This window comes from Mycobacterium sp. 20KCMC460 (genome assembly GCF_022179425.1).
Classification (GTDB): Bacteria; Actinomycetota; Actinomycetes; order Mycobacteriales; family Mycobacteriaceae; genus Mycobacterium; species Mycobacterium kiyosense.
This window is the reverse complement of the sequence record NZ_AP025524.1, coordinates 4,326,779-4,350,612: the sequence shown is the minus strand read 5'-3', so window position 1 is coordinate 4,350,612 and position 23,834 is coordinate 4,326,779. Positions and strand designations below refer to the sequence as shown.

At 62.8% G+C, this 23,834-nt stretch carries 22 protein-coding genes and 1 tRNA gene; 11 read left to right on the top strand and 12 right to left on the bottom strand.

Going from position 1 to position 23,834, the window contains the following annotated elements:
* Nucleotides 1–147: 147 nt before the first annotated feature.
* A complete protein-coding gene (locus tag MKCMC460_RS20065) occupies nucleotides 148–639 on the bottom strand; it encodes a hypothetical protein (protein ID WP_238304733.1) in 492 nt (163 codons plus the stop codon).
* A gap of 312 nt (nucleotides 640–951) precedes the next feature.
* Here MKCMC460_RS20065 and MKCMC460_RS20060 point away from each other — a divergent pair, with 312 nt between their 5' ends.
* The 5 genes from MKCMC460_RS20060 (at nucleotide 952) to MKCMC460_RS20040 (ending at nucleotide 5,186) form a co-directional block, all read left to right on the top strand.
* On the top strand, nucleotides 952–1,512 hold the full coding sequence (locus tag MKCMC460_RS20060; RefSeq protein ID WP_236981936.1) for a DUF6226 family protein: 561 nt from the start codon (nucleotides 952–954) through the stop codon (nucleotides 1,510–1,512).
* Between the two features lie 109 nt (nucleotides 1,513–1,621).
* Nucleotides 1,622–2,767, top strand: a complete 1,146-nt coding sequence (locus MKCMC460_RS20055) for a Fic family protein (protein ID WP_236981938.1) — start codon at nucleotides 1,622–1,624, stop codon at nucleotides 2,765–2,767.
* Nucleotides 2,768–3,366: 599 nt separating this feature from the next.
* On the top strand, nucleotides 3,367–3,648 hold the full coding sequence (locus MKCMC460_RS20050) for a hypothetical protein (RefSeq protein WP_236981940.1): 282 nt from the start codon (nucleotides 3,367–3,369) through the stop codon (nucleotides 3,646–3,648).
* A gap of 96 nt (nucleotides 3,649–3,744) precedes the next feature.
* The gene (locus MKCMC460_RS20045; protein WP_236981942.1) at nucleotides 3,745–4,461 is read left to right on the top strand and encodes a hypothetical protein; all 717 of its coding nucleotides are present in this window, start codon (nucleotides 3,745–3,747) and stop codon (nucleotides 4,459–4,461) included.
* The gene (locus MKCMC460_RS20040; RefSeq protein WP_236981944.1) at nucleotides 4,458–5,186 is read left to right on the top strand and encodes a hypothetical protein; all 729 of its coding nucleotides are present in this window, start codon (nucleotides 4,458–4,460) and stop codon (nucleotides 5,184–5,186) included. Before MKCMC460_RS20045 ends, MKCMC460_RS20040 begins: the two co-directional genes overlap by 4 nt.
* 5 nt (nucleotides 5,187–5,191) lie before the next feature.
* Here MKCMC460_RS20040 and MKCMC460_RS20035 read toward each other — a convergent pair whose 3' ends face one another.
* The 9 genes from MKCMC460_RS20035 to MKCMC460_RS19995 form a co-directional block, all read right to left on the bottom strand.
* Complete coding sequence (locus tag MKCMC460_RS20035; protein ID WP_238304732.1) at nucleotides 5,192–6,559, bottom strand: tyrosine-type recombinase/integrase; 1,368 nt, start codon at nucleotides 6,557–6,559, stop codon at nucleotides 5,192–5,194.
* Nucleotides 6,560–6,701: 142 nt separating this feature from the next.
* Nucleotides 6,702–7,385, bottom strand: a complete 684-nt coding sequence (locus MKCMC460_RS20030; RefSeq protein ID WP_264889375.1) for a recombinase family protein — start codon at nucleotides 7,383–7,385, stop codon at nucleotides 6,702–6,704.
* 113 nt (nucleotides 7,386–7,498) lie between these two features.
* The gene (locus MKCMC460_RS20025; protein WP_238304731.1) at nucleotides 7,499–8,344 is read right to left on the bottom strand and encodes a hypothetical protein; all 846 of its coding nucleotides are present in this window, start codon (nucleotides 8,342–8,344) and stop codon (nucleotides 7,499–7,501) included.
* Between the two features lie 183 nt (nucleotides 8,345–8,527).
* Nucleotides 8,528–10,105 carry a hypothetical protein gene (locus MKCMC460_RS20020; RefSeq protein WP_236981951.1) on the bottom strand — a complete coding sequence of 526 codons (1,578 nt, stop codon included), beginning with the start codon at nucleotides 10,103–10,105 and terminating at the stop codon, nucleotides 8,528–8,530.
* 596 nt (nucleotides 10,106–10,701) lie between these two features.
* Nucleotides 10,702–10,911 (bottom strand): DNA-binding protein, encoded by a 210-nt coding sequence (locus MKCMC460_RS20015; RefSeq protein WP_236981953.1) that lies wholly within the window; start codon nucleotides 10,909–10,911, stop codon nucleotides 10,702–10,704.
* A 257-nt stretch (nucleotides 10,912–11,168) separates the two neighbouring features.
* Nucleotides 11,169–12,065 (bottom strand): bifunctional DNA primase/polymerase, encoded by an 897-nt coding sequence (locus MKCMC460_RS20010; RefSeq protein ID WP_236981955.1) that lies wholly within the window; start codon nucleotides 12,063–12,065, stop codon nucleotides 11,169–11,171.
* 4 nt (nucleotides 12,066–12,069) lie between these two features.
* Nucleotides 12,070–12,309 (bottom strand): hypothetical protein, encoded by a 240-nt coding sequence (locus MKCMC460_RS20005; protein ID WP_236981957.1) that lies wholly within the window; start codon nucleotides 12,307–12,309, stop codon nucleotides 12,070–12,072.
* Nucleotides 12,309–13,034, bottom strand: a complete 726-nt coding sequence (locus MKCMC460_RS20000; RefSeq protein WP_236981959.1) for a hypothetical protein — start codon at nucleotides 13,032–13,034, stop codon at nucleotides 12,309–12,311. Before MKCMC460_RS20000 ends, MKCMC460_RS20005 begins: the two co-directional genes overlap by 1 nt.
* Nucleotides 13,035–13,073: 39 nt before the next feature.
* Entirely contained in the window at nucleotides 13,074–13,277 is a 204-nt protein-coding gene (locus tag MKCMC460_RS19995) for a DNA-binding protein (protein WP_236981961.1), read from the bottom strand.
* A 310-nt stretch (nucleotides 13,278–13,587) separates the two neighbouring features.
* Here MKCMC460_RS19995 and MKCMC460_RS19990 point away from each other — a divergent pair, with 310 nt between their 5' ends.
* Both MKCMC460_RS19990 and MKCMC460_RS19985 read left to right on the top strand, forming a co-directional pair.
* Nucleotides 13,588–14,760 (top strand): hypothetical protein, encoded by a 1,173-nt coding sequence (locus MKCMC460_RS19990; RefSeq protein WP_238304730.1) that lies wholly within the window; start codon nucleotides 13,588–13,590, stop codon nucleotides 14,758–14,760.
* 135 nt (nucleotides 14,761–14,895) lie between these two features.
* Nucleotides 14,896–15,108 carry a hypothetical protein gene (locus MKCMC460_RS19985; protein WP_236981963.1) on the top strand — a complete coding sequence of 71 codons (213 nt, stop codon included), beginning with the start codon at nucleotides 14,896–14,898 and terminating at the stop codon, nucleotides 15,106–15,108.
* A 382-nt stretch (nucleotides 15,109–15,490) separates the two neighbouring features.
* Here the strand turns inward: MKCMC460_RS19985 and MKCMC460_RS19980 are convergent, their stop codons facing one another.
* On the bottom strand, nucleotides 15,491–15,727 hold the full coding sequence (locus tag MKCMC460_RS19980) for a hypothetical protein (RefSeq protein WP_236981964.1): 237 nt from the start codon (nucleotides 15,725–15,727) through the stop codon (nucleotides 15,491–15,493).
* A gap of 697 nt (nucleotides 15,728–16,424) precedes the next feature.
* A tRNA-Arg gene (locus MKCMC460_RS19975) sits at nucleotides 16,425–16,498 on the bottom strand.
* A gap of 187 nt (nucleotides 16,499–16,685) precedes the next feature.
* Here MKCMC460_RS19975 and MKCMC460_RS19970 point away from each other — a divergent pair.
* The 4 genes from MKCMC460_RS19970 (at nucleotide 16,686) to MKCMC460_RS19955 (ending at nucleotide 23,725) form a co-directional block, all read left to right on the top strand.
* Entirely contained in the window at nucleotides 16,686–17,945 is a 1,260-nt protein-coding gene (locus MKCMC460_RS19970) for an alpha/beta hydrolase (protein WP_236983961.1), read from the top strand.
* 166 nt (nucleotides 17,946–18,111) lie between these two features.
* The gene (locus tag MKCMC460_RS19965; protein ID WP_236981966.1) at nucleotides 18,112–19,587 is read left to right on the top strand and encodes a wax ester/triacylglycerol synthase family O-acyltransferase; all 1,476 of its coding nucleotides are present in this window, start codon (nucleotides 18,112–18,114) and stop codon (nucleotides 19,585–19,587) included.
* Nucleotides 19,584–21,353 carry an HAD-IB family hydrolase/lysophospholipid acyltransferase family protein gene (locus MKCMC460_RS19960; protein WP_236981968.1) on the top strand — a complete coding sequence of 590 codons (1,770 nt, stop codon included), beginning with the start codon at nucleotides 19,584–19,586 and terminating at the stop codon, nucleotides 21,351–21,353. Before MKCMC460_RS19965 ends, MKCMC460_RS19960 begins: the two co-directional genes overlap by 4 nt.
* A gap of 8 nt (nucleotides 21,354–21,361) precedes the next feature.
* Nucleotides 21,362–23,725, top strand: coding sequence for a glycerol-3-phosphate 1-O-acyltransferase (locus tag MKCMC460_RS19955; protein WP_236981970.1), 2,364 nt, complete (start codon nucleotides 21,362–21,364; stop codon nucleotides 23,723–23,725).
* The last annotated feature ends 109 nt before the right edge of the window (nucleotides 23,726–23,834 follow it).

The window sequence follows — 23,834 nt, the reverse complement described above, 5'->3', positions numbered from 1 at the left end:
ACCTTCGCGGATCGAGGGCTTCGGCGGCGGTCTGAGGCTTTCCGATTGTGGCGCTTCGGGATTGACTTCGGTGTCTCGATGCGGCGGGTCGGCGCCGGCTGCCTTTGTTGCGGAAAGAGTGCCAAACTGCTGTGAATGTTCTGGCAGTCAGCTGCCTGTCATGCTCGGCTTCCGGACCTTGCTCCCAACCCGGGGCCGTTTCGGTCGTAAAGCCCGGTAACGCAGAAACTTTCGGGACGACGGGGGAAGCTGCAGCCGCATGATCCGCAACGTGCCACCGATCAGGATCGTCGCCAGCGGCAGCTCACCCAGCGTGGCAGCAAGCACCGCGATCAGCCGGTCGGTGTCCTCGGCGGTCATGACGTCGAACCAGGCGTCGCAGATCAGCAGAACCCCGGTGGTGAACGCGAAAAGTGTCAGTAGCTGATGGCGGATGAAGCCGGTCACGGCGGTTGCGACCATGAAGGCCAGCAGCAGGATGTCGAAGCCCACCCACGTCGTCCCCCAGTTACGGGCCGCGTAGTTCTGCGGCAGGGTGAATGCGAGATAGGTGATCCACGGGATCAGCGCCGCGGCCGCGCTGACCGCCAGCCAGGAGCGGATCCGCCGAATTTTGATCGACCGCCACGACCTGATCATCTGAGACACCCCCAGCGTTCACTGTCGTGCTACCTCGACCACCAGTCGCATGCTGAATCTAGCTGATACACAGGGTATTTACGCTGTGGGATGTCTGACAGGTCGGCGTGAATCCGGGTTGGCGGGCTGGTGCCGGCTCGGGATACCCGGCGGGCAGGGGATTGTTCACGGATCGACCGGAGACAGCAAGAGGCACGTCGCGTTGGGCGACGCTTCCAGGCACATTGCGCGACGAACAGCTCGGCCCCGATAGGGTCAAGTGGTGTTGCGGGTCGGGTGTGCATACTCGGTTGACTCGAGGAGAATGGCCCGGTGGACGATCGGTCGGCAAACCAGGGGCCGCCTCAGGAGGCTTATGGCCGGGTCACCAATGCAGAGCGTTACCGGGTTCTGCACGACATCGCGCGGGCCCTGCTGGATGACCTGGAGCGGCGTTTCGAGGTGGCCCGCGAGGTGAGCACGGAGGCCGATCAGCACAGCGCTTCAGCAGTGCCCGTCGTTCGACTGGTGCCGGCCGATGCGGCAGCGTCACCGTTGACCGTCGTGTTCGACGATTTTCCGGGGCTGCTCGTTCGGATGGGCGATGACTGCAGCGTGGGTCTGCCAGCGTGTGGATGTGACGCTTGCGACGAGGCAGTCGAGCGATGCGCGGAACAGCTTCATGACTACGCCGAGGTGTGCGCTGCCGGCGACTTCGGCGAGCGAATCGTGCAGGCGCAAGGATGGTGGCACGAGCGTTGGTACGCGTTTCCCACCGGCACGAGTTGGAACCCCACGCCGGTCGACGTGCCGCAGCGCGACGCGCTGCGGCGGGCATTCGGCGGGGACGAGAGACGCTGGTCGCCATGGCCGCAGCGTGTCGGCGCCGACTGATCTACCCGGACTTCTTATTATCAGTTAATTATCTAAGTGATGATACTCTGCTCGGGTGTCATCACATCCCGCTACGACCGCCGTTGCGTACGAGACCTTGACATGGGGCATGCCAACCGAGGCCGGATACGGGCGTCAGAATGTGCGGGCAGCGCAACGGCAGTCCGGTGATTACCAGGCAGCGATTCCTGCAGAGGTCGAAAATCTGGGGGTCTCCCTTCCCTCCCGCATCCTTGCCGATGCAGAGGAGGCCAGCCAGGAGATCGCCCGCTTCGACGCGGAACTCGGTGACGAGATTGCACCCTTTGCCTCGGTGCTGCTCCGGTCGGAATCGGCGGCCAGCTCCAAGATAGAGAACCTGACCGCTTCAGCGCGCGCCATCGCCGAGGCCGAGACTCTCGGACATTCCAGCCGCCGCAACGCCTCGGTGATCGTCGCCAACACCGAGGCCATGCAAGCCGCCGTCGCACTAGCTGATCGCATCGACGGTGCCGCCATCCTTGCGATGCACGCTGCGCTGATGAACGCCAGCAATCCGGACATCGCCGGCAGGTGGCGAACCGAGCAGGTGTGGATTGGTGGCGGCGATTTCGGTCCCCGTGGCGCAGACTTCATCGCACCGCAGCACAGTCGGGTCCCGGGCGCCATCGACGACTTGATCCGGTTCGCCGGACGCGACGACATCCCCGTTCTTCCCCAGATCGCTATTGCGCATGCGCAGTTCGAGACAATTCACCCGTTTCCGGACGGAAATGGCCGCACCGGCAGAGCGCTGATCCAGGCGATGTTGCGCAACAAGCGACTGACTCGCCAGGTCACCGTCCCCGTCTCGGCGGGGTTGCTCACTGACACCGATTCCTACTTCCAGGCGCTGACCGCATACCGCGAGGGTGACCCCAGCCCGATCGTCGAAAGGCTCTCTGCCGCATCGATCCTCGCAGTCGACAACGGCCGCCACCTCGTGAGCGACTTACGAACCATCAGGGAATCCTGGGCATCGAAGATCACCGCTCGCCGGGATTCCGCCGTCCACCGTATTCCCGACCTGCTGATCAAACGTCCTGTCATCAACGCGAAACTAGTGACCCGTGAACTGAACATCCCGATGAGCAACGTCTACCGCTATCTGGACCCGTTGATCAAGGCAGGGATCATCGTCGAATTCACGGACCAGTCACGAAATCGCGCGTGGCGCGCAACCGAGGTGCTTGCTGCGCTTGATGCTTTCGCCGAACGCGCCGGCCGACGAGGCTGAGCAAGCCCCCTTGCCGCCGCCATCGGGCGGCCCGGCTGTCACGCGAGATTCGGCTCACTGCCCGGTGGCGGTAACAAGGTGCGGGACGCCGACGCAATTCGAGCAATGCAAGAAGCCGTCGCGTCCGCGCTTACCGCCGGCTGGCCTGGGCGATGGACCGTCACCCAGCTCAGGTCCGCTGTAAACGTCGACTGCGGTTATTCAGTATGACTAGACACCACACCTGGCGAGCGCCCCCGGCACGACTCGAACGTGCGACCTAGGGATTAGAAGCACTTTTCGGCGTTTGCTGGCGAGCTCCTAGCAACCGCTGCAATGCCTGCCGCTCGCGTTGCAGAGGCTGTATTGGCCTGCGTTTCTAGGCTGCTGTAATGCCAGCAAACCGGTGCTGAAGAGCTATCCGCAAAACACCAGGTGGCGGGAAACCCCAGCAACTTTGCGGGCCGTGTGGACGCGGTGTGTCCACGGCGGGTTTGCTGGTGTCTCGGAAAGCTAGCGGTGCGCCCGGTACAGGGCCGCAAATGGCGACGGCGGGCCATTGACACGCCACAACGGCCTGCACGATTCTTGGGGGCCAGTGCAGCAGACGGGAACGGGATATGAGCAAGAAGCTGATCATTGGAGCCGTGGTGAGTGCTGGTATGGCCGTGGGGCTCGCGCCAACGGCACACGCTGACATTAACGCCGAAGTCTGCGAAGCCGTGATGGCTTACAGCATCAATCCCTATGATCCGAGCGACCACTACGCCCTCAACATGCTTCAGCGGTATCCGAACATGACATACAACCAGGCCAATGACCTGGTGAAAAAGGCGTTCGGCTCTGTCCGGTATCACGATAACCCCATGTGCAACGGCTTCTCCCTTCCGGAGAACTACTGAGGGCTGCGTGCTGGGAGTCTTCTGGCGCTTGCGGCGTTTCCCTCCAAAGAGTGTCGTACCTGCGGGCTAGGGTGCGTCTCGACACCGGAGGTCCCCATGAGCAACCCACCTATCTGGCTATCGATCGCACAAGCCGTTGGCGCAATTTCGACTACGGTCGGTGTGCTGATCGCGTTGTACGTGGCAGTTCGTCGAGAACCGAAAAAGGCCGCTGAAGAGCGTAAGCGGCATGAAGCGCAGATGGATGCGCTTAATCGGGCAGAGACAGAACGCGTTGCAGCGCAGGCGCGCAAAATTGTCCCTGGTTGTGTACGAACGCCGATGTTTGGCAACACCTGGTGGACGGTCAAGATCGAAAACGTTAGCAACGCTGCAGCAACCATCTTGTCCGTTGACGTAGATGCTGTGGATAACAACGGCGATGTCGTGCCGAATGCCTGTCAGCAATCCAACAACACCCTGCCAGCCGACCAAGCTTTCGAAAAGGCGATTCGCGGTGCGATGTCTGGATCACTGCAGGGCGCTTTCCAGCAGTCCGGCATCGGCCGCATAATTCCGCAGGGTGCCGCTCAACAACTAACGAACCAGCTTGCGCCCGCTGTGAAACAGGCGATGCAAGAAGCCATGGTCGGTCATTTCGTTACGGAGTGGCAACGGACACTTGGGCCGAACCAGAGCGCTCTAATGGCCTACACGACCACCGACCCAATGTTCAAGTTACGCATAACGATTGAATATGAAGATGAGGCCGGCTATCAGTGGCGACGTACCGACACTAGCCAACCGGTGCGGACCGATAAGGTTCCGGCGTGACTGCCGCACCGAATTGGGCCGCAGTAGCTGCTGTAAACCAATTTGCAACAGTTGTCGTGGCGAGTTGGGCATTGATCTACGCCCGTGGCCAGCTACAACAAGCTCGTCTAACCCGCGAACGCATTGCACAACCGGATGTCGTTGTGTACGTCGACCGCCACGAAGTACGGCGCTATATGGATTTGGTAATCAAGAACTTTGGACAGACGACGGCCTACAACATCCGGTTGAAAATCCCGCCGTTACAGGTGGCGCCATACACTAACCTGCACACCGGTGAGGAGGTGAAAAACCTTTACGTACCGGAAAGCATTGCGGTGCTCGCTCCTGGCCAAGAATGGCGGACAGTGTGGGATTCCGCCGAGCGGAGAGCAAAGCATAAGGGAACGCTGCAAGATCAGTTTGTCGGTCACGTGGAATTCGACGACAAGATGAGTCCGGACAAACCTAGCTTCCGCAATCCAATCTCGTTGGACATCAAAATGTTCTGGAACACAACGTGGATCACGGAGAACAAGGGCAAAACGGTCGAGAAGGCATTGTATGAGATCGCGGGCACGCTCCAGAGCTACAGCCGCGACGACAAAGGTGTTTGGGTATATACGGCCACTGGCGATGACGAGCGTCGCCGACGGGAACAGGAATACCGTGAGGCGGTACAGGAAAACGAAGAGTTCATGAGGGATCTAGGGGTCATTCAAGATGATCCTGACCCAGACGACTGAGACCTCTACTGTGCTTTCCGCTGTAGCGGCACTACGTTGTCCGCTGGCAGCGGCACCGGCCGGGTAGTGGGGCTAGATTTTCCGCCGGTCTCGGTCTTGAGCACCGCCGCGTAGATGTCCATGGTCGTGCTGATCTTGGCGTGACCCAACCATCGGCTCACGTCCCGAACGTGCTCTGTGGCCAATGTGGACACGGCTGCGCTATGCCGCAGATCGTGCCACCGGGAGTGCGGAAACCCTAGGGCGTCTAGGGCGGGCAGCCAGAACCGCCTGTACACGTTCTGCTCGTCTATCGGCCGGGTCCAATCGAACCGGTCGGCGCTGTCACCGGTATTGCGGCCAGCCGTAGATGCAGCGGCCTTTGCGAAGCGGCCAGGGAACAGGGGAGCGCGCGGGTTATCGGCGTCCTGGTGTACCTTCGCCAGATAGTCCCGCATATCGTCGGCTAACCACGGGTCCAGCGGCACTGTCCGATAGGCGTTCTCGGTCTTCAGCGGCTCCGCTGTCCAGGCAGGTGCCCGTTTCTTGCGAGCCACCGTCGCGGTTCCGCAGGTGCCGGGGAGGGTGCTCAAGACCAGGTCGCCAACCTCCAGGCCTTGCAATTCGCTGGCGCGCACTCCTGTAGCAACGCTAAACAGCACGGCCAGCGCGTACACCGGGTTGGCGGGCTTGATCGCCACGAACTTGCGGCCGTTTTTGCGAACGCCGGTGGTGCGGTGCTCGGTAGCGATCCACTGGGCAACGGTTGCTACCTGTTCCACCGTGAGGCGGGTGTAACGCTTGCCCTCGGTGAAGTCACGGTGCCGCCGCAGACTAGGAAGCCGCACAGCGGCCGGATTAGTGGCGATGGCTTCGTTCTCCACTGCGGTGTCCAGGATCATCCGCAGCACCGAAACTGCGTGCTTGATCGTTCCGGCGCTCAAGGGCCGCTTGGTCCTGGCGGACGTAGTAGAGGCCAGTTCGGAACGCAGCTTCTTGACGTCTGCCACCCGAATGGAGGCAACCGGGCGGGGACCCAGAGTCGGCGCTACGTACAGCAGATAGTTCGCGCGGTACTTGGCCACGGTGTCGGCGTCGATAGTTCCGGCAAGGCCGTCGAAGAACTGGCTCGCGTACTGTCCCAGCGGCTTAGCGGCCAGGTCTCGCGCTTCACCGGGGTCCAGCCGCATCTCGGCTAGAGCCTGATCGACTTTGGCCTTTCGGGCATTGGCCTGTTCCTCAGTGGGGAAGGCTTCGCCACGGTGACGGTGCTTGCCTGTCGGAACGCCGAATTGGTCTCGTACCGGTTCGCGCCACCGGACTTGATACGTCAGTAGGGGGTTGCCACGCTTGTCCAGCTTGCCGGTTTCGCGCTTACGGATCGTCGCGGCCATTACCGAGTCCCCTCTTCTGATGACGAGTCCTCGTCTGTAAGGGCTTCCAGCAGTTCATCGGGTATGTCCGCCATGCCCCAGCACGTCGGCTCTGGCTGTTGGCGTTCCGGGTCTTCCTGGCCGTCCTGCCGACGTTTGCGCTTCATGCCGACACCGCCGTTGATGCCGTGGCGCTGGCGTAGATGCGCCGCACAGTAGACGGTTGCCACACCGGATTGCCTAGTGGTGATAGGACTTTCTCAGCGGTGAGCGCGGAAGCGATAGCGTCATAAGTCCAGCCGGCGTTGCGGTCCTGCACTATTCGCCGCACCACCGAAGCCGATGCAGCTCTAGGCCTTCCGATTCGTTCGCCTCTGCGCTTCTTGGCGGCAAGAGCGGATTTCGTTCGTTCCGATATCAACTCGCGTTCGTACTGGGCGAAGTTGACCAGGTTCATGGCCATCATCCGGCCTGCTGCTGTGGTCAGGTCCACGCCCAGATCCAGAATCACCAGCGACCACCCTTGTGCCTGTGCTGCTTCGATGATGTTGGCGGCGTTGACGATTGATCGGCTAAGCCGGTCCAGCTTGGCAACCACCAGACCGTCTCCCTGCCCAGAAGCCAACAGCTGCAACACTTCCGCGAGCTTCGGGCCGATTGCCTTTCCGGATACCCCCTCGTCGGCGAAGTGCTCTACGTTCCAGCCGCGTCGAGTGGCCTCAGCACCGATGGTTTCGGCCTGTGCCTCTAATCCGTTACGCCTGTCGGCTTGCTCGTCGGTGCTCACCCGTGTGTAGCCAAACATTAACGGCTGCATCGGTTCTGGTGTTCCTGCCTTCGTCGGCATGTTGCCTGTCCCTTCCTGATGTGGGGCGTAACCGAGCGGTTGCGCCTTACGCCTTAAGTTTTAGCCGACTGGTACAACCGTGGCTACAATGTCCGACCTGGGCAAACTCGTCACTACCGGCGTGGCCGGGCCGACTCTCCCCACGGCAGGCCGTGGCTTTCTGCCATCGCGGCGTTTGCCCAGTTGGCGGCGCGGATGGCAGCCTCGCCGGTGATGTGCCGCTCGGCCCGCTGGTTGCGCCTGTCGCGGTCGCTGGAGCGCGGCCTGCCCTGTTGTTGCGGCCCGGTGTCAGAAGACGGCTGCGCGTGCTCGTCAGCTTCGTAACCGGCCGAACCGTATCCCGTAGTGGCGTCTGGGGATACACCTGCCCCGGCACCTGCCTGACTGCTGTCGGCGTATGGGTCGTAGGCAGGGGCTGGGGAGGCATCGACGCCGGCTGAACTGCCTTCTGGCACTGCGGCACTAGGGTATCCGGCCGTCTGGGGATCACCGCCGATAGAGTCGAATACTGTCTCATAGGGTTTGGTTTCGCCCTGGGACAGCACGACTTCGGCAGGTGCCTTCAGGCCAGCGCGGTCCAGGGCGTCGCGGATGGCGGCCAGCTTGACGGACTCGTTGTCGGCGGTGAGAGCGATACCGAGAAGCTCGCGGGCCATCAGATCGGCAGCGTTCTCGATACGTGCTCTGGCAGCAGCTTTGACGTGTTTGGCAGCACCGCCGTGATAGCGGCAGACGGTACCGCCTTTGATAGCGGCGTTCTTGCATCTGTCGCCGTTCTTCCGATGCGCTCCGCAGCGTCTTTCCGGAGAGGGGCCCTGCGGCCAATCTCGCTGTTCCCGTATTGGTTCATCGCTTCGATAGGTCCGTACCGGCGTCTCTATGACTGCCGGGAGGTTTCTGTCCTCTGGAAGCTCTTCCGCCTCTACATCGATGATTTCGGGTTGATCGTTATTACGCATGCCCTTTGCTCCTTGCAGGCCGTTTCTCTAGTGCTTCACGGGGACACGGGGGAAATTTTTCCCCGTCACGGCTTAGCTCTGAAAAGGGAGAGGGCAGGCAGGGCGGCGTCAGAGTTAAAGTGTCACGGGGAAAATTTTCCCCCGTTTGCCCGTGTAGCAGCATCTGGTTGCGCGTCGGTCGCATTAGCCGTTCTCCTTGCCGTCCGTACCGGTTTCGGCTGCTGCTGGCGGGATGATGAACCACCGTGTCACCTTGCTTTCGTTCTGTGCGCCATCGTCTTCCACGGTCCAGCCCGCAGCACGCAGTCCCGGGGCGTTGCGTTTCAGCAGCGCCGTGACGCTTTTGGGTGACCGTGGCCACTCGCTGGGCCGAGGGTTGATCGGGTACCGGCTGTCCAGTTGTTTGCGGATCTCACTGGAGGTGGCACCGCTGTTCGGTGTGGTGTAGCGCTTGTCGACCAGGAAGGCGATAAACGGGTTATCGCCGATGGTGTCGCTCAGCGCTCGGCTGACCCTGGCGCGGTACAGCGTCAGGCAGTTGCTGTTCTTGAGCTTGTCCAGGCACGCCAGGACACGGGCAAAGTCAGCCATACGCGGAAGGGGCTGCGGCTCAAGGTGCGGCAAAGCTTGTTGCACTTCGGCCGCGATATCCAGTACCGCGCCCAAGATTGCCGGTGCATCTGTCGGCCAGCGCTCGGCGATTTCTTCTTCGGACAGGCGCTGTTCTTCCGGGATGACTTGCAACTCAAACGACACTAGGCGGTCGGCGAAGTCGCCGCGGACTTTGTCCAGCGCTATGCCATTCATGACAATGGCGCGGCGGAACACCAGGATGGACAGATCATCGTCGGTATACAGCGAGCGCTTGGACAGGCCGCTGCCGGTTGCGGTGCGACACATCGCGTCCGACAACCAATCCGGCACGGCAGAGATGTTGTCTAACGCCACCACCCAGCTCGCGGATGCGGTAGTGGCCCAGGTGATTAGGTCTTTGGGTGGGCCGTGGTGTGGCAGCACTGTCGGGTCGATCAGGGAGGCGAAACATGTGGTGCTGCCGGACTTGGCGGTGCCGTGCTCCCCGCAAAAGTGGGTGATGGGCTTGGCGGTATTGGGGTTGATTAAGGCGTCAACCAGAAGGCCTAGCACCAGCTTTCGGTCTTCCTTGGCTACGTGCAGATACCGGAACAATGTCCCCACCTTGCCGCCGCGCTGCGGTTCCTCCATAGCGCCGGTGTTCTGGGTGCGACGGAAGGTGTAGGGACACTCGGTGACAACCTCCCACCGCCCACCGCTGACTTTGATCACCCGGTTGTGCTTGTCGGCCATGTCGATATAGACGGCCTTGCGGTCACCGGCCACCCGCACGTATAGCTGAGTCGGCTTCTCGTTAAACGCCTTGCCTTCCATGACGTTCATCGCCGCCGCCAACGATGCCTGCGCGGCCGCAACGCCGAACTTGTCGTAGTACTCGGCCGACAACCGTTGACGCAGACCCAGCTGGTTGCCTTTGAGGTTCAGCGCAACGTGCTGCGCGTCCAAGCTGTAGGCGAAGGGTTTACCGTCCGGCGTCACACCGAATCCGTACTTGTCCTCTGCCATCTGGACGAGCAACGTTGCCTGATTAGGCTTTCCACCACCTAGGTGCGGACCTTGATCGTCGTCGTCGCCGTCTTCGTCGATACCGGCCTCGGGCCAAACTTCCGTATTAGTAGGCTGCCCAGCGCCGTCATCGGCGGCGACACTGGCGGTCGGGTCTGGCATAATCGCTTCTACCTTCGATTCGGTGTGCCCCGTTCTCTTCCAGCAAGATTGGAGCGGGGCACACTATTGCGTTAAGTACGAACGTCTTTCATTTCCTCGCCTTCCTCGGCGTAAAATTTCAAGCAACATGCGGATGGGTTTCATCGGCCACTAGCTGTGAGCGCGCCTCCGTTGGTCGGGCAATGCGACGAACTTCCAATAGCACTGGGAATCAGCACTTACCGTGCATCCGGCGACTCTGTAGACACCGTGAGCTTGCATGTCCGTGAGTAGCGCTTGGAGATCTTCGGCAGATCCAGATCCGCTGTGCACCTCGTCATTCAGTGCGTTCAGGTGTGCGAATGCTTCGGTGAATTGGTGTTCAACCTGTAACCGTAAGTCTTCGCACGACGTTCCACCGTCCACCTCAACGGTTTTGGCGTAGCCTTCGCTGCCGGGACAGCCCGAACTGTCCGGAAGACCATGCCATTCGTCACGACAGAGTAGACACTGCAACGCATACGGGGCGTGATAATCGTCTTGGTCGTGCGTCAATTGGTTGTCAACCAACTGATCGATGGCGTCGATTAGGCCGTCGATGTCCCTTGGCATGGCAGTCAGTCCACGATCCGGTCACCAGCTAGCCACGCCTCAACATCGTTGTGGGCGTAGTAGATCCGGCCGTTGACCTTGGTACGCTTGAGTGGCTTGCGCCCTTCGTAGGCGGCCGTAATGACGGACTTCTCAGTGATGTGCTTGAGGCCGCGCGCGTGTGCAATGGCGACTACTTCCGCGCGGTCATAGAACTGCTGTGCTGGCGCAGACATTACTACTCTCCAATGACTTACCGGGCCGGGCCGGTTGCCCAGGAACCCCGTGGTAAATCAGACGTTAGCCGACGAACGCGCAGGAAGCAGCAGTTTCTCGCCGTAAGCTATTGTGCTCCAACGCTTTACGGTGCCTCTATTGCGAATTATCGCTGTTACAGCATCTGCAATCACTCGGATGGCCCCAGATTCCTGTGACACAGCCCGGCCATCACAGCACCTGTGAACAGCCAGACGGTCGCTAGAGCAGCCGCTTGTTAGGCATACTCTCGGGAGTCGGTGCCGGAGCACCGGTCACTTTTCAGCTGTAGACGGTCGGCGTTGCTGCTTTCTGCCACTCCAATGGCCCAGTGGACTAAGCGGGTGAATTCTTGCCGGTCGCGGTCCCAGTGCTCCCGCAGCGTGCGGATCACGGTTCTGGCGGGTACATAGCCAATGCGCGCTTCCGACAGCCCCACCTTGAGCGCTTCCCGCATAGCGTCGTGGGGACTTCTGCCGCGCCGCAGCAACACGGCGTGCAGCTTCACCAGGGCGGCAATCTTGTGGGGTCTGGCGTTGCCGGTGTAGCGGGTGCAGAACTGGCCCACGGTGGTCCTGGTGTCGCCACCCACCACCCCAGCCCCTGCCTGAACCGTATGTGCTGCTAGGTAATCGGTCAGCTGGTCAGGCACAGCCGGCGGTTCACCAACACGAACAATGCGGCGGTTGCCATAGGGAGGCAGTACAACACCGCCGCCCAAGCAGCGGACCTCTCCGAACGGCAGCGTTGGGTTGCCTAGGTGCAGGCCGGGCGGCAGACGAAACCAATAGTGTCCCCGGTTCGGACTCTCATCCGGCCGGGTGTTGACATACACAGCAGCGGCCAGATGTCCACGCAGGTGCCGGGGAGTGGAGTGCGGCCGGTCAACGTCGATCACCACACAGCCGAACTGGCCAGGAGAGGTGGCAAGAGCTTTGAAGGGGCCGAACTGTTCTCGCCACCGCAGCAGCCGGGCTGCGTCGGTAGTGATGTCGCGGTAGCCGACCAGGTTCCAGCACGATTTGCCCTTGCCTTTGGCCGGGTCAAACGGTGCCACCGGGATACCGTGGGCAGCGTACTCCACGGCGGCGTCAAACACGTCCAGGCCGGTGGTATCCGGAAACGACAGCGACACTTCATCACCTCAGTACTGAGTCGGCTTCGGCGAGCAGCCGTAAAGCTTTCGCGCGCTTACTTTCGGCCTTGGCGCGCCGTGCTGCTCGAACGGCATCGGGCTTCATGGCCGCAATTGCCACAAGTGCCGCGTGCTTAGCAACCACGGCCCGCACCAAATCGCTCGACACGTCCAGGCGCAGGCTGATGTACCCGGTGCAGTAGCCCCGATTGTGTAGGTGCACGATTCGTTCCTTCTCGAACACTAGACAAGCCAGGGGTCTTCACGCGGCTCCCCTTTGCGGTTGTCGACCCACTTGTGCAGCGGACCCGCGTAGTCGGGATGAGTGAAGCTCACCCAGCTCAAGGCATCTAGGCACTCATCGCAGATCTTCCACGCGTACACATATTCGCCGCGCTTGTATACCAGCGTCTTTACGGCTTCGGTGACCTGGTGGTCGTAGCAGCGGTGCAGCAGATGGACATTGCATTTGGTGACTTTGCCGAGCTCTTGACGCAGGTAACCCGGCCAGTCGTAAGGGATCTCCAGTGCCACAGCGTGGTTGCTGCGAGTGGTGAGCACATACAGGCGGTTCGCGGTGAGTGGATCGGTTTCGACGTAGCCGGGTGCTCGGCGCGTATCGAGGAGTCGTTCGCCCGTTTCTTCGCAGTCTTCCAGGTATTGGCGGAACCGCTCAGAGGCCAACATCTGCGGGATCTGGTCACCCTGGGGCACAAGCTTGCCGGTGTCGGGATTTCTAGTGTCGCAGGTGTCGTATGCCGACAGGTCGTCGTAATCGCCGTTGGCGTCCAGAATGCCGCAGATGTGGATTGCTGCCACAGCCGCCATGGCCGCACCGTAGGCGTTTGCTTCGCGTTTCTGGACGTCGGTAAACGGCTGCCAGGGTATGCCGGAAGCCCTCACACCGGCCCGCAGCGCGGCGTCCACGCGATTCTGCAAATCAGCGTCGAACTCGTCGTCGTCAAGCATTGTGTTCCTTTACATTCGGTCCAGGTCGGTACCCGGTGATCACAGCGCCTCGATTAGGGCGTCCAGGGCTTCTCGGCTCCAATAGGCCTTGCGACCAACGATCTTCGGCCGCGACAGTTTGCCGGTGTAGTAGGCGTGGTACTTCACGGTCTCCACCGTGGCCGCTGCGAACCCCAGCGAATTGAGGTAACGCGCGGCCTCTTGCAGGTTGAGGAACTTGGGAAACGACGCGGTTCTTGTCATGGCTGTAATGCGCTCTCTGACTCTGCTTTACGAAATCGGCCGTGACACATGGCCACTGGGGCAAATTCTAACCGACTCTAGCCCGCGCGTGCGCACCCTCAGATGGGGGCCGCGGCCCGAAACGCGATGGGGTATAACGAGTTAACGGGCATTGGACACACGCGCCGCGCAAGTCCCCAGGCATCTGGCCGGCTCCCTTACAGGAGAGCTAGCGCAGTCAGCTAGGCCGCCGTCGCGAAGACGCGAGTGGTCCCTTCAGCGCTTGCGTCTTCGTTCCACGGTTCCCCACCGAACTTGTACGGAGACAACAATGACCACTCTCACCACCGCACGAACCAATCTGACTGACTTGCAGTCGCTTCGCCTTCCGCCGTTTGGCGGTGAGGGCGGTTACGGCACTGAAGGCGATGTGTTGGTCAATGTGACCGCCGATGGTGTTGACCTCAATGTCATCTGGGCCGAAGTAGCCGCAGTCATCAAGGCGTGGAACGCCGAACGGTCAGCCTTGACTAGCCTTATGGCCTTCAACACCACCGATGCTGCATCGGCCATTCCGCAGAGCCGGTCCAGCGACAGCTTCGAGGAAGCGTCGGAATTTGGTGAGCCAGAGGGCATCCGGCCGCCTAGCAACTACCACCTCATGGGGTACACCTTCAAGGACTTCGACCTGGCGACCCGCTGGACGTGGAAGTTTTTGCGAGACAGCACCGCTGAACAGGTCCGCGCGGTTGCCAACTACGCGTTGGATGCCGACAACAAGCTCACCACCGGCACCATTCTTGAGCGTCTATTTGACCCAACGCAGCGCGAAAACAACTGGGGCCATCCAGTCTTCGGGCTCTTTAACGGCGACGGCCTGCAACCTCCGGCCTACTTGGGGAAGGAATTTGCGGTACCACACCAGCACTACCTCGTCAGTGAGAGCGCGGTAATCGACTCTGCAGACCTTGAGACAGCCGTTCGCAAGGTCACCGAACACGGCTACGGAGTGGAGTCCAACTCCAAGCTGCTGGCGCTGATGAACCCGGCCGAAGCAGAAGTGGTGTCTACATTCAAAGCTGGCGTAGAAAACGCGACCGGCATTTTCGCCAAGCATGATTACATTCCGTCCCAGGGAGCACCGGCCTACTTCTCTCCCGACGAGATCGTGGGCCAGGTGGCGCCGGAGTCCTACAACGGTCTGAAGGTTCAAGGCTCCTACGGCCCGGTGTGGGTGATCCAGTCTGACTTCATCCCGGCCGGGTACTTCGCGGTGGTTGCCACTTACGGAGCCAATAGCCCCAACAACGTGATCGGTTTCCGCGAGCACGTTCAGCGTCAGTATCAAGGCCTGCGTACGATTCCCGGACTGCAGCCTGGATATCCCCTGGCCGGGGCTTACTTCCAACGTAGCTTCGGTGTTGGTGTGCGCCGTCGCGGCCAGGCCTGCGTCACCCAGATCGCAGTCGCTGGTGAATACACCGTTCCGGTGATCCCGAAGTGACCCCGTCAGAGTGGCTGAGCAGCAACCTGGCTCATGTCCTGGTTGCCGTGGCACAGGCCGGTGCAGCGCTTGCCGGCTCAACTTCCGAACCTGTTGCAGCACAGACGAATGCTCACCCGCCAGCAGGTTCGCAAGATGTCTAGCACCGGTTCCCGCATCTCCGGTTGCGGCAGCGACGACATTCGCCGTCCGCTGGACATGGACGAGCTTGACGCTGAGGCTAGCGAATTCTCCTGGGGACCGGGTCTGGTGCCGAGAGGCTTCGAGTCGGCACCGGTGTCAGAGGGCGGCATGTACTCGGGTCTGACCCCCGACTGCACGCCACAAGTCCGCGTGGAACGGCGGTAGGAGGCATCAATGGCTACCAAGAAACAGGCGGCAGCTCGCCTCAGGTTCACCCGCCAGGCTAAGGCCAAGGGCAGCAGCAAGATCGGCCGCCGCGCTAAAAGTTCCGCAAGGCAACGCAAGAAGTCCTAACAGACCGGCTGCGCGCGGTTCTGCCTGTAACCCGACGCGCGCCGCACTTGGCCGCCTGGGTTCCTCCATTCCGCCTGGGCGGCCAAGTGGTATCTCGGCGTAGGCAGGGGCCGGGGTGGTGTGATCCTGCCGCTATGTAGTTATCAATGTTCGTGACCGTTGTGCGGGTCAGCAGTGCCAGTCGCGGAGTCGAACCGCGATTCGGGCAGCAAGATGCGCGACGACCGTCCCGGCGGTGTGCGGCCAGAGCTTTCTACCGCCGCGCAAGGGGAGGAAGCTTCTGGCGCTCTTCGTCCAGGATTTCCTCGGCGCTCCACTTCGCCTCGATGTACTCCAGCCACCTAATCAACGGCAATAGCCGAACCATCTGGTCTTGATCAACCGTTAGCTCGATATCGCCGAATTCAGCCTGCTCGAACAGGTAACCCATGTGAGGCAGCAAGTTGCCCGCCTCGACAAGTAACGCGGTCGGTATCTCGGTGTAGGACACAGCTATTCCTCTCGGATGGAAACACGGCATCCTCACCGATTGTGAAGATGGACCACGTTGTTACGGGCCGTCGTAACGGTAAGCACCAGAGAGTTAGCTGTGCAAGGGCTTCACGTAAGAGCCTGGAGCCGTGAACTGCGTTTCTCTACGGAATGTGGTTACCACAGCTATTAGCTGTTCTGTTGCATCATTCGCAGCAGCGGCGGAACCGGCAATCGGCGGTAAGTAGCGGCTATATTGAGCGGGCAACGCGATTACGGCCCGCTTTGCGCCATGGTCGAGCGGGCGGTCCAAGGGTGGTGTGTGATGCATATCACACCTGTTGTGGGTGGACGGTTTACCACACGGCTAGCTGCTGGCGAGGTGCTGTGCCGCCGACAAACCAGGCCAAGAGTCGCGGCGGGGAGGGCGACTGTTCGTCCTAGGCCGCCCGCCCGGCCCGAAAAGTTGCGGGCCGAACCTCCCGCGCACCGCTGTAGACATCACCGGAGCCAACCGGTGCGCCACCCACGTGCAGTCTCGGCATGCCGGTGTGAGTGTGCCCGTCGCGGCTTCCGTGTCGGCCACGGCACCACCTACGCCCAAGTGAACCTATCCGCGCAAAGTGTGGACAAAGTGTGGACGTAACGACCGGCGGACGGCGCAAGTGCGTCTGTTAGCTCGGCTAGTTACCCACTCTGATCTGGCGCTTTTGTTGCGCCCCCGGCACGACTCGAACGTGCGACCTAGGGATTAGAAGGCCCTTGCTCTATCCACCTGAGCTACGGGGGCAATGCGCAGGTCAGTCTATCCAACCGCGAAAAATGAAGCGGCACAGACGACACAACCGAACGGATATGTGTTTAGCCAGGCTTTAGATCGGCTATGGTGTGAGCCTCGACACACGTACAACATCGGCCGGTCATCGGCCGTCAACCGCAACGAGGCGTGTGCCTGACGTCGAGGGGTGGACTTCGTTATGTGCTTGTCCAGTGTGACTTCGCGGTGCTCGCGGGTCGGTGCTGAGGCGCTACGACAGGGTGCTCATCTGGCTGCGGACGCCAAGGACACCTACCGGGCTGGTGCTTTGTTGCTGCGTGGATCGCCTTTCGCGGTGGGTTGGGTGGCCGGCTGGCTGGCCACCGAATTTCCGCCGCACGTGGTGACCGGGCACGCGCTGACCCGGATCGCTCCGCCCTCGATCAACCGGGTGGGCGCCAACTGGGCCGCGCAGCGCGCCGGCGAGGCGCTCAACGCTGCGCTCGAGCACGCGTTCGGTCCTGATTTCCGCGACCTGGTGTACCACCCGACCACCAACCGGTCGGTCTTGCCGCGGCGCGGCTTGCTGCCCAAGCCCAAGCCCGGCCCGCATCGCCGCTACGCGGCCAAAACCTCCAACATCTCCTACGGTCCGGGCGGCAACGAGCATCTGCTGGACATCTGGCGCCGTCCCGACCTGGCGCCCGGGCATCGGGCGCCGGTGCTGATCCAGGTGCCCGGCGGCGCGTGGAGCGTCAACGGCAAGCGTCCGCAGGCCTACACGCTGATGAGCCGGATGGTCGAACTCGGCTGGATCTGCGTGTCGATCAACTACAGCAAGAGCCCGCGGGCCAAGTTTCCGGCCCACATCGTCGATGTCAAGCGGGCCATCGCCTGGGTTCGCGAGAACATCGGCGACTACGGCGGCGACTCCGACTTCATCGCCATCACCGGCGGCTCAGCGGGTGGACACCTTGCCTCGCTGGCCGCGCTCACCCCTAACGACCCGACGTTCCAGCCGGGCTTCGAGCGCGCCGACACCACGGTCCAGGCTGTTGCGCCCTACTACGGCGTCTACGACTTCACCGACTTCGACAATATGCACGAAATGATGCTGCCGTTCCTGGAGCAGTTCGTGCTGAAGGCCCGTTTCGACAAGCATCCGGACCGCTTCGTCGCCGCCTCGCCGATTTCCTACGTGCACAGCGAGGCGCCGCCGTTCTTCGTGCTGCACGGTGAGCGCGACGAACTGGTGCCCAGCGGCCAGGCCAGAGCTTTCTGCGCGGCGCTGCGCGGCGCCGGGGCCGCCACGGTGTCCTACGCCGAACTGGCCAACGCGCATCACGCATTCGACATCACCCCGACCGTGCGGTCCAGGCTGGCCGCCGACGCCGTCGCCGACTTCCTCGGCGTCGTCTATGGACGTCGGGAGAGCGCAGAACTCAGTTCGTTCGCGTTGTCGGCCTCGCCGGCCAGCTGACCCGGGTCGCGTCGCACGGCCGGTCCGGTCCGGTCCGCCGATCCTCACTTTCACCACCGCATGAACCGGACTAGCGTTGGGTGGGCATTATGGTCGCTGGGCTGAGAGCAGGAGGGTCGATCAGCGGTGAGGTGTCGAGGTATCCGGTCCGCTGGGGGTTGTGAGCATGGCTGAGTCCGGCGGTGCGCTCGGGTCGTCCGACGAACTCGGACCTGTGGACTATCTGTTGCACCGGGGCGAGGCGCATCCACGGACGCGTTCGGGAATCATGGCGCTGGAGCTGCTGGACACCACCCCAGACTGGAACCGCTTCCGCACCCGCTTCGAGCACGCATCCCGAAAAGTGTTGCGGCTGCGGCAAAAGGTGGTGGTGCCCACCCTCCCGACGGCCGCGCCGCGGTGGGTGGTCGACCCCGATTTCAACCTCGACTTCCACGTGCGTCGGGTACGGGTGGCCGAACCCGGCACGTTGCGCGAAGTGTTCGATCTGGCCGAGGTGATGCTGCAGTCGCCAATGGACATCTCACGCCCGCTGTGGACGGCCACCCTGGTCGAGGGCCTGCCCGACGGTAAGGCGGCCACGCTGCTGCACCTGAGCCATGCGGTCACCGATGGGGTGGGCAGCGTCGAGATGTTCGCCGAGATCTACGACGGGGAGCGAGAACCGCCGGCGCGTCCGGTGCCGCCGCAACCCATCCCGGAGGATCTGACCCCTAACGACCTGATGCGCGAGGGCATCAACCACCTGCCTCTCGCGATCGTCGGGGGTGCCCTGGGCGTGCTGACCGGTGCGGTGTCGGCGGCCGGGCGCGCAGTGCTGGATCCGGTGTCCACCGTCTCGGGAATCGTCGGCTACGCCACTTCTGGTGCCCGCGTGCTCAACCGGGCCGCCGAGCCGTCACCGCTGCTGCGCCGGCGCAGCCTGACAAGTCGCACCGAGGCGATCGACATCCGGCTGTCCGATCTGCACAAGGCGGCCAAGGCCGCCGGCGGCTCCATCAACGACGCCTACCTGGCTGGTCTGTGCGGGGCGCTGCGTCGCTACCACGAGGCGCTCGGGGTGCCGATCAGGACCCTGCCGATGGCGGTGCCGGTGAATCTGCGGGCCGAAGGCGATGCGGGCGGCGGCAACAATTTCACCGGAGTCAATCTGGCCGCACCGGTCGGCACCGTCGACCCGGTGGCCCGGATCAAGAAGATCCGCGCGCAGATGACCCAACGCCGGGACGAGCCGGCGATGAACATCATCGGGTCTATTGCGCCGGTGCTGAGCGTGCTGCCGACGGCGGTGCTCGAGGGCATCACCGGCTCGGTCGTCGGCTCCGACGTACAGGCAAGCAACATCCCGGTCTACCCGGGCGACACCTACATCGCTGGCGCAAAGGTGTTGCGGCAGTACGGTATCGGACCGCTGCCCGGTGTCGCCATGATGGTCGTGTTGATCTCCCGCGGTGGGTGGTGCACCATCACCGCGCGCTATGACCGGGCGTCGGTGCGAAAGGACGACTTGTTCGCGCAGTGCCTACTGGATGGGTTCGACGAGATCCTCGCGCTTGCCGGTGATCCGCCGGCGCGTGCGGTGCCCGCGTCCTTCGAGGCCAAGGCCGCGGCCGAGGCTTCTCGATCGGTATCGGGCTCATGAGCAGCGCTGACGAGCCGGACGCGGGTTCACAGCCCAAAGATCTGCGGCTGCCGGGTTCGGTGGCCGAGATCATGGCCAGCCCGCCGGGCCCGAAGGTCGGTGCGTTCTTCGACCTGGACGGCACGCTGGTAGCCGGCTTCACCGCGGTCATCCTCACCCAGGAGCGGCTGCGCCGCCGCGACATGGGGGTGGGCGAACTTCTCAGCATGGTGCAGGGCGCCCTGAACCACTCCCTGGGCCGCATCGAGTTCGAGGACCTGATCAGCAAGGCGTCGATGGCCTTGGCGGGTCGGTTGCTGAGTGACCTGGACGAGATCGGCGAGCGGTTGTTCAATCAGCGCATCGAGTCCCGGATCTACCCGGAGATGCGGGAACTGGTGCGCGCGCACGTGGCTCGGGGCCACACCGTGGTGCTCAGCTCGTCGGCGTTGACCATCCAGGTCAACCCCGTAGCCCGATTCCTCGGCATCACCAACACGCTGACCAACAAGTTCGAGACCACCGAAGACGGAATCCTCACCGGAGGCGTTCTGAAGCCGATCCTGTGGGGACCCGGCAAAGCCGCTGCGGTGCAACGGTTTGCCGCCGAGCACGACATCGACCTGAAAGAGAGCTACTTCTACGCCGACGGCGACGAGGACGTGGCCCTGATGTATCTGGTGGGCAATCCACGGCCAACCAACCCTGAGGGCAAGATGGCCGCCGTCGCCAAGAAGCGCGGCTGGCCGATCCTGAAATTCGACAGCCGCGGCGGGGTGGGGCTGCGACGGCAGATTCGCACCCTGGCCGGATTCAGTTCGATGGTGCCGGTCGCCGCCGGCGCGGTGGGGTTGGGGCTGCTGACCCGCAACCGCCGGCGCGGCGTCAACTTCTTCACCTCGAACTTCTCGCAGCTGTTGTTGACGACCTGCGGCGTCCGCCTGAACGTGCTGGGCAGAGAGAATCTGACCGCGCAGCGTCCGGCCGTCTTCATCTTCAACCACCGCAACCAGGTCGACCCGATCATCTCCGGTGCGCTGGTGAAGGACAACTGGGTCGGCGTGGGCAAGAAGGAACTGGAGCGCGACCCGGTCATGGGCCCCCTGGGCAAGCTGCTCGACGGGGTGTTCATCGACCGCGACGACGTGAACTCCGCGGTGGAGACGCTGCACACCGTCGAAGACCGTGCCCGCAACGGCCTGTCCATCGTGATCGCACCCGAGGGCACCCGGTTGGACACCAACGAAGTCGGGCCCTTCAAGAAGGGGCCGTTCCGGATTGCGATGTCGGTGGGAATCCCCATAGTTCCCATCGTGATTCGCAACGCCGAGATCATCGCGTCGCGCAACTCGACAACGCTGAACCCGGGCACGGTCGACGTGGCGGTGTTCCCGCCGATCCCGGTCGACGACTGGACGCTGGACACGCTGCCCGACCGCATCGCCGAGATACGCCAGCTCTACCTCGACACGCTGGCCGACTGGCCGGTCGGTGAGCTGCCCGAGGCTGAGTTGTACACGAGGGAGAAGCCGGCCAAGAAGGCTCCCGCGAAAAAGGCTGCGGCCAAGAAGGCTCCGGCGAAAAAGGCTGCGGCCAAGAAGGCTCCCGCGAAAAAGGCTGCGGCGAAGAAAGCTCCGGCCAAGAGGGTTCCAGCCAAGAAGGCTGAAGCCAGGGCCACACCGGACGCTACTCCGCACGAGTCCACCGTCACGCCGAAAAGTGCTGAGCCACAACAGCACAACGCAGAACAGCAGCCGGCCGCCGACGCGTCGGGTACTAGGCCCTGAGGGCGGCCGTGACCAAGCCGGCCGCCGACACCAGCGCAGTCCTGACCGATGAGGACACTCTGGTCCTGGCCTCCATGGACACTCCGGTCGAGATGGAGCTGGTCATGGAGTGGCTGGACCAGCAACGCGTCCGCTGCCCGGGGACCACATTCGACGTCTTGAAGCTGCCGGCCGGCAGCGCGTCACCGGGGGCGCTGACCGCTCTGGTGGAAAAGCTCGAAACCGGTGCGCGACAAAACGAAGACCGCGAGATCGTGCCGGTACGGGTGTTCTGGCTGCCGGCCGCCAACCGCGGCAAGCTGGCCAAGGTGGCCGCCCTGCTGCCGGGCCAAGATCCCTACCGGCCCAGCCCTCGTCAGCAGCGCCACATCATGCGTACCGAACCGTGGCGGGCGCGGGTGGTGGCCGGCGAGTCGGCCAAGATGTCCGAACTGCGCCGGCAATGGCACGAAACCACGACGGCCGAGAGTGCCCAGGAATTCGCCCATTTCGTCACCCGCCGGGCGCTGCTGGCCCTGGCCCGGGCCGAATACCGGATCCTCGGCCCGCAATACAGATCTCCTCGTCTGGTCAAGCCGGAAATGTTGGCGTCTGCCCGCTTTCGTGCCGGGCTCAAAGCGATCCCCGGCGCCACCGTCGAGGAAGCCGGCAAGATGCTCGACGAGTTGGCGACGGGGTGGAGCCAGGCATCGGTGGACGTCATCTCGGTGCTGGGCAAAATGCTCAGCCGCGGATTCGACCCCGAGTTCGACTACGACGAGTATCAGGTCGCAGCCATGCGCTCCGCGCTGGAAGCCCACCCCGCGGTGTTGCTGTTCTCGCATCGCTCCTACATCGACGGCGCGGTGGTGCCGGTAGCGATGCAGGACAACCGACTACCGCCGGTGCACATGTTCGGTGGCATCAATCTCTCGTTCGGGGTGATGGGTCCGCTGATGCGGCGCTCGGGCACGATCTTCATCAGGCGCAACATCGGGGACAACAAGCTGTACAAGTACGTCCTCAAGGAATACGTCGGCTACCTCGTCGAGAAACGATTCAATCTCAGCTGGTCCATCGAGGGCACCCGCTCGCGTACCGGAAAGATGTTGCCGCCCAAGCTCGGTCTGATGAGTTATGTGGCCGACGCCTACCTCGACGGGCGCAGCGAGGACATTCTGCTGCAAGGTGTTTCGATCTGTTTCGACCAGTTGCACGAGATCGCCGAGTATGCGGCCTACGCCCAGGGCGCCGAGAAGACCCCCGAGGGTTTCAGCTGGCTCTACAACTTCATCAAAGCCCAGGGCGAGCGGAACTACGGCAAGATCTACGTCCGTTTTCCCGAGGCGGTCTCCATGCGGCAGTACCTCGGCGAGCCGAACGGCCCGCTGGCCCATGACGAGGCCGCTAAACGTCTTGCGCTGCAGAAGATGTCGTTCGAGGTCGCTTGGCGCATCCTGCAGTCCACCCCGGTGACGGCGACCGGGCTGGTGTCGGCGCTGCTGCTGACCGCCCGCGGAACGGCGTTGACCCTGGATCAGCTGCACCGTACCTTGCAGGACTCGCTGGACTACCTCGATCGCAAGCACACACCCGTGTCCACCAGTGCGTTGCGGTTGCGCTCGCGCGACGGTGTGCGCGCGGCGGTGGACGCACTGTCCAACCGGCATCCGGTGACCAGAGTCGACAGCGGCCGAGAACCGGTGTGGTACATCGCACCTGAGGACGAACACGCCGCGGCCTTCTATCGCAACTCGGTGATTCACGCGTTCCTGGAAACCTCGATCGTCGAACTGGCCCTGGCGCACGCCCGGCACACCGACGGGGATCGGGTGGAGGCGTTCTGGGCGCAAGTGATGCGGCTACGCGATCTGCTGAAGTTCGACTTTTACTTCGCCGACTCGGCCGCCTTCCGGGCCAATATCGCCGAAGAAATGGCGTGGCATCAGGATTGGGAATCCCAGGTCGCGGCCGGTGGCGACGAGATCGAGAAGATCCTCTACGCCAAGCGGCCGTTGATCTCCGATTCGATGCTGCGGGTGTTCTTCGAGGCCTACGAGATCGTCGCCGACGTCCTGCGTGACGCGCCGCCGGACATCGGCCAGAAGGAGTTGACCGACCTCGCGCTCGGGGTGGGTCGACAACTGGTGGCGCAGGGCCGCGTGCGCAGCAGCGAATCGGTGTCCACGCTGCTGTTCGCGACCGCGCGGCAGGTCGTCGCCGACCAGGACCTGATCGCGCCCGGGCCGGGCCTCGCGGCGCGCCGGGAAGCGTTCCGGCGCGAGTTGCGCAACATCCTGCGCGACTTCAACCACGTCGGTCAGATTGCCCGCAACCGGTTCATCGAGCGGGAGATCGAGGCGCGCCGACAGCGTCTTGGTTCGCGAACGTAGCTGGCCCGCGTCGTTCGGCGCGAAGTTTCGCAGTGGCTTTACTCTCGCGGCTCCCGCAGATCGGCCCTGCTTGTCCACAGTCGCCGATTGCTGCACAGATTGCCCGCCC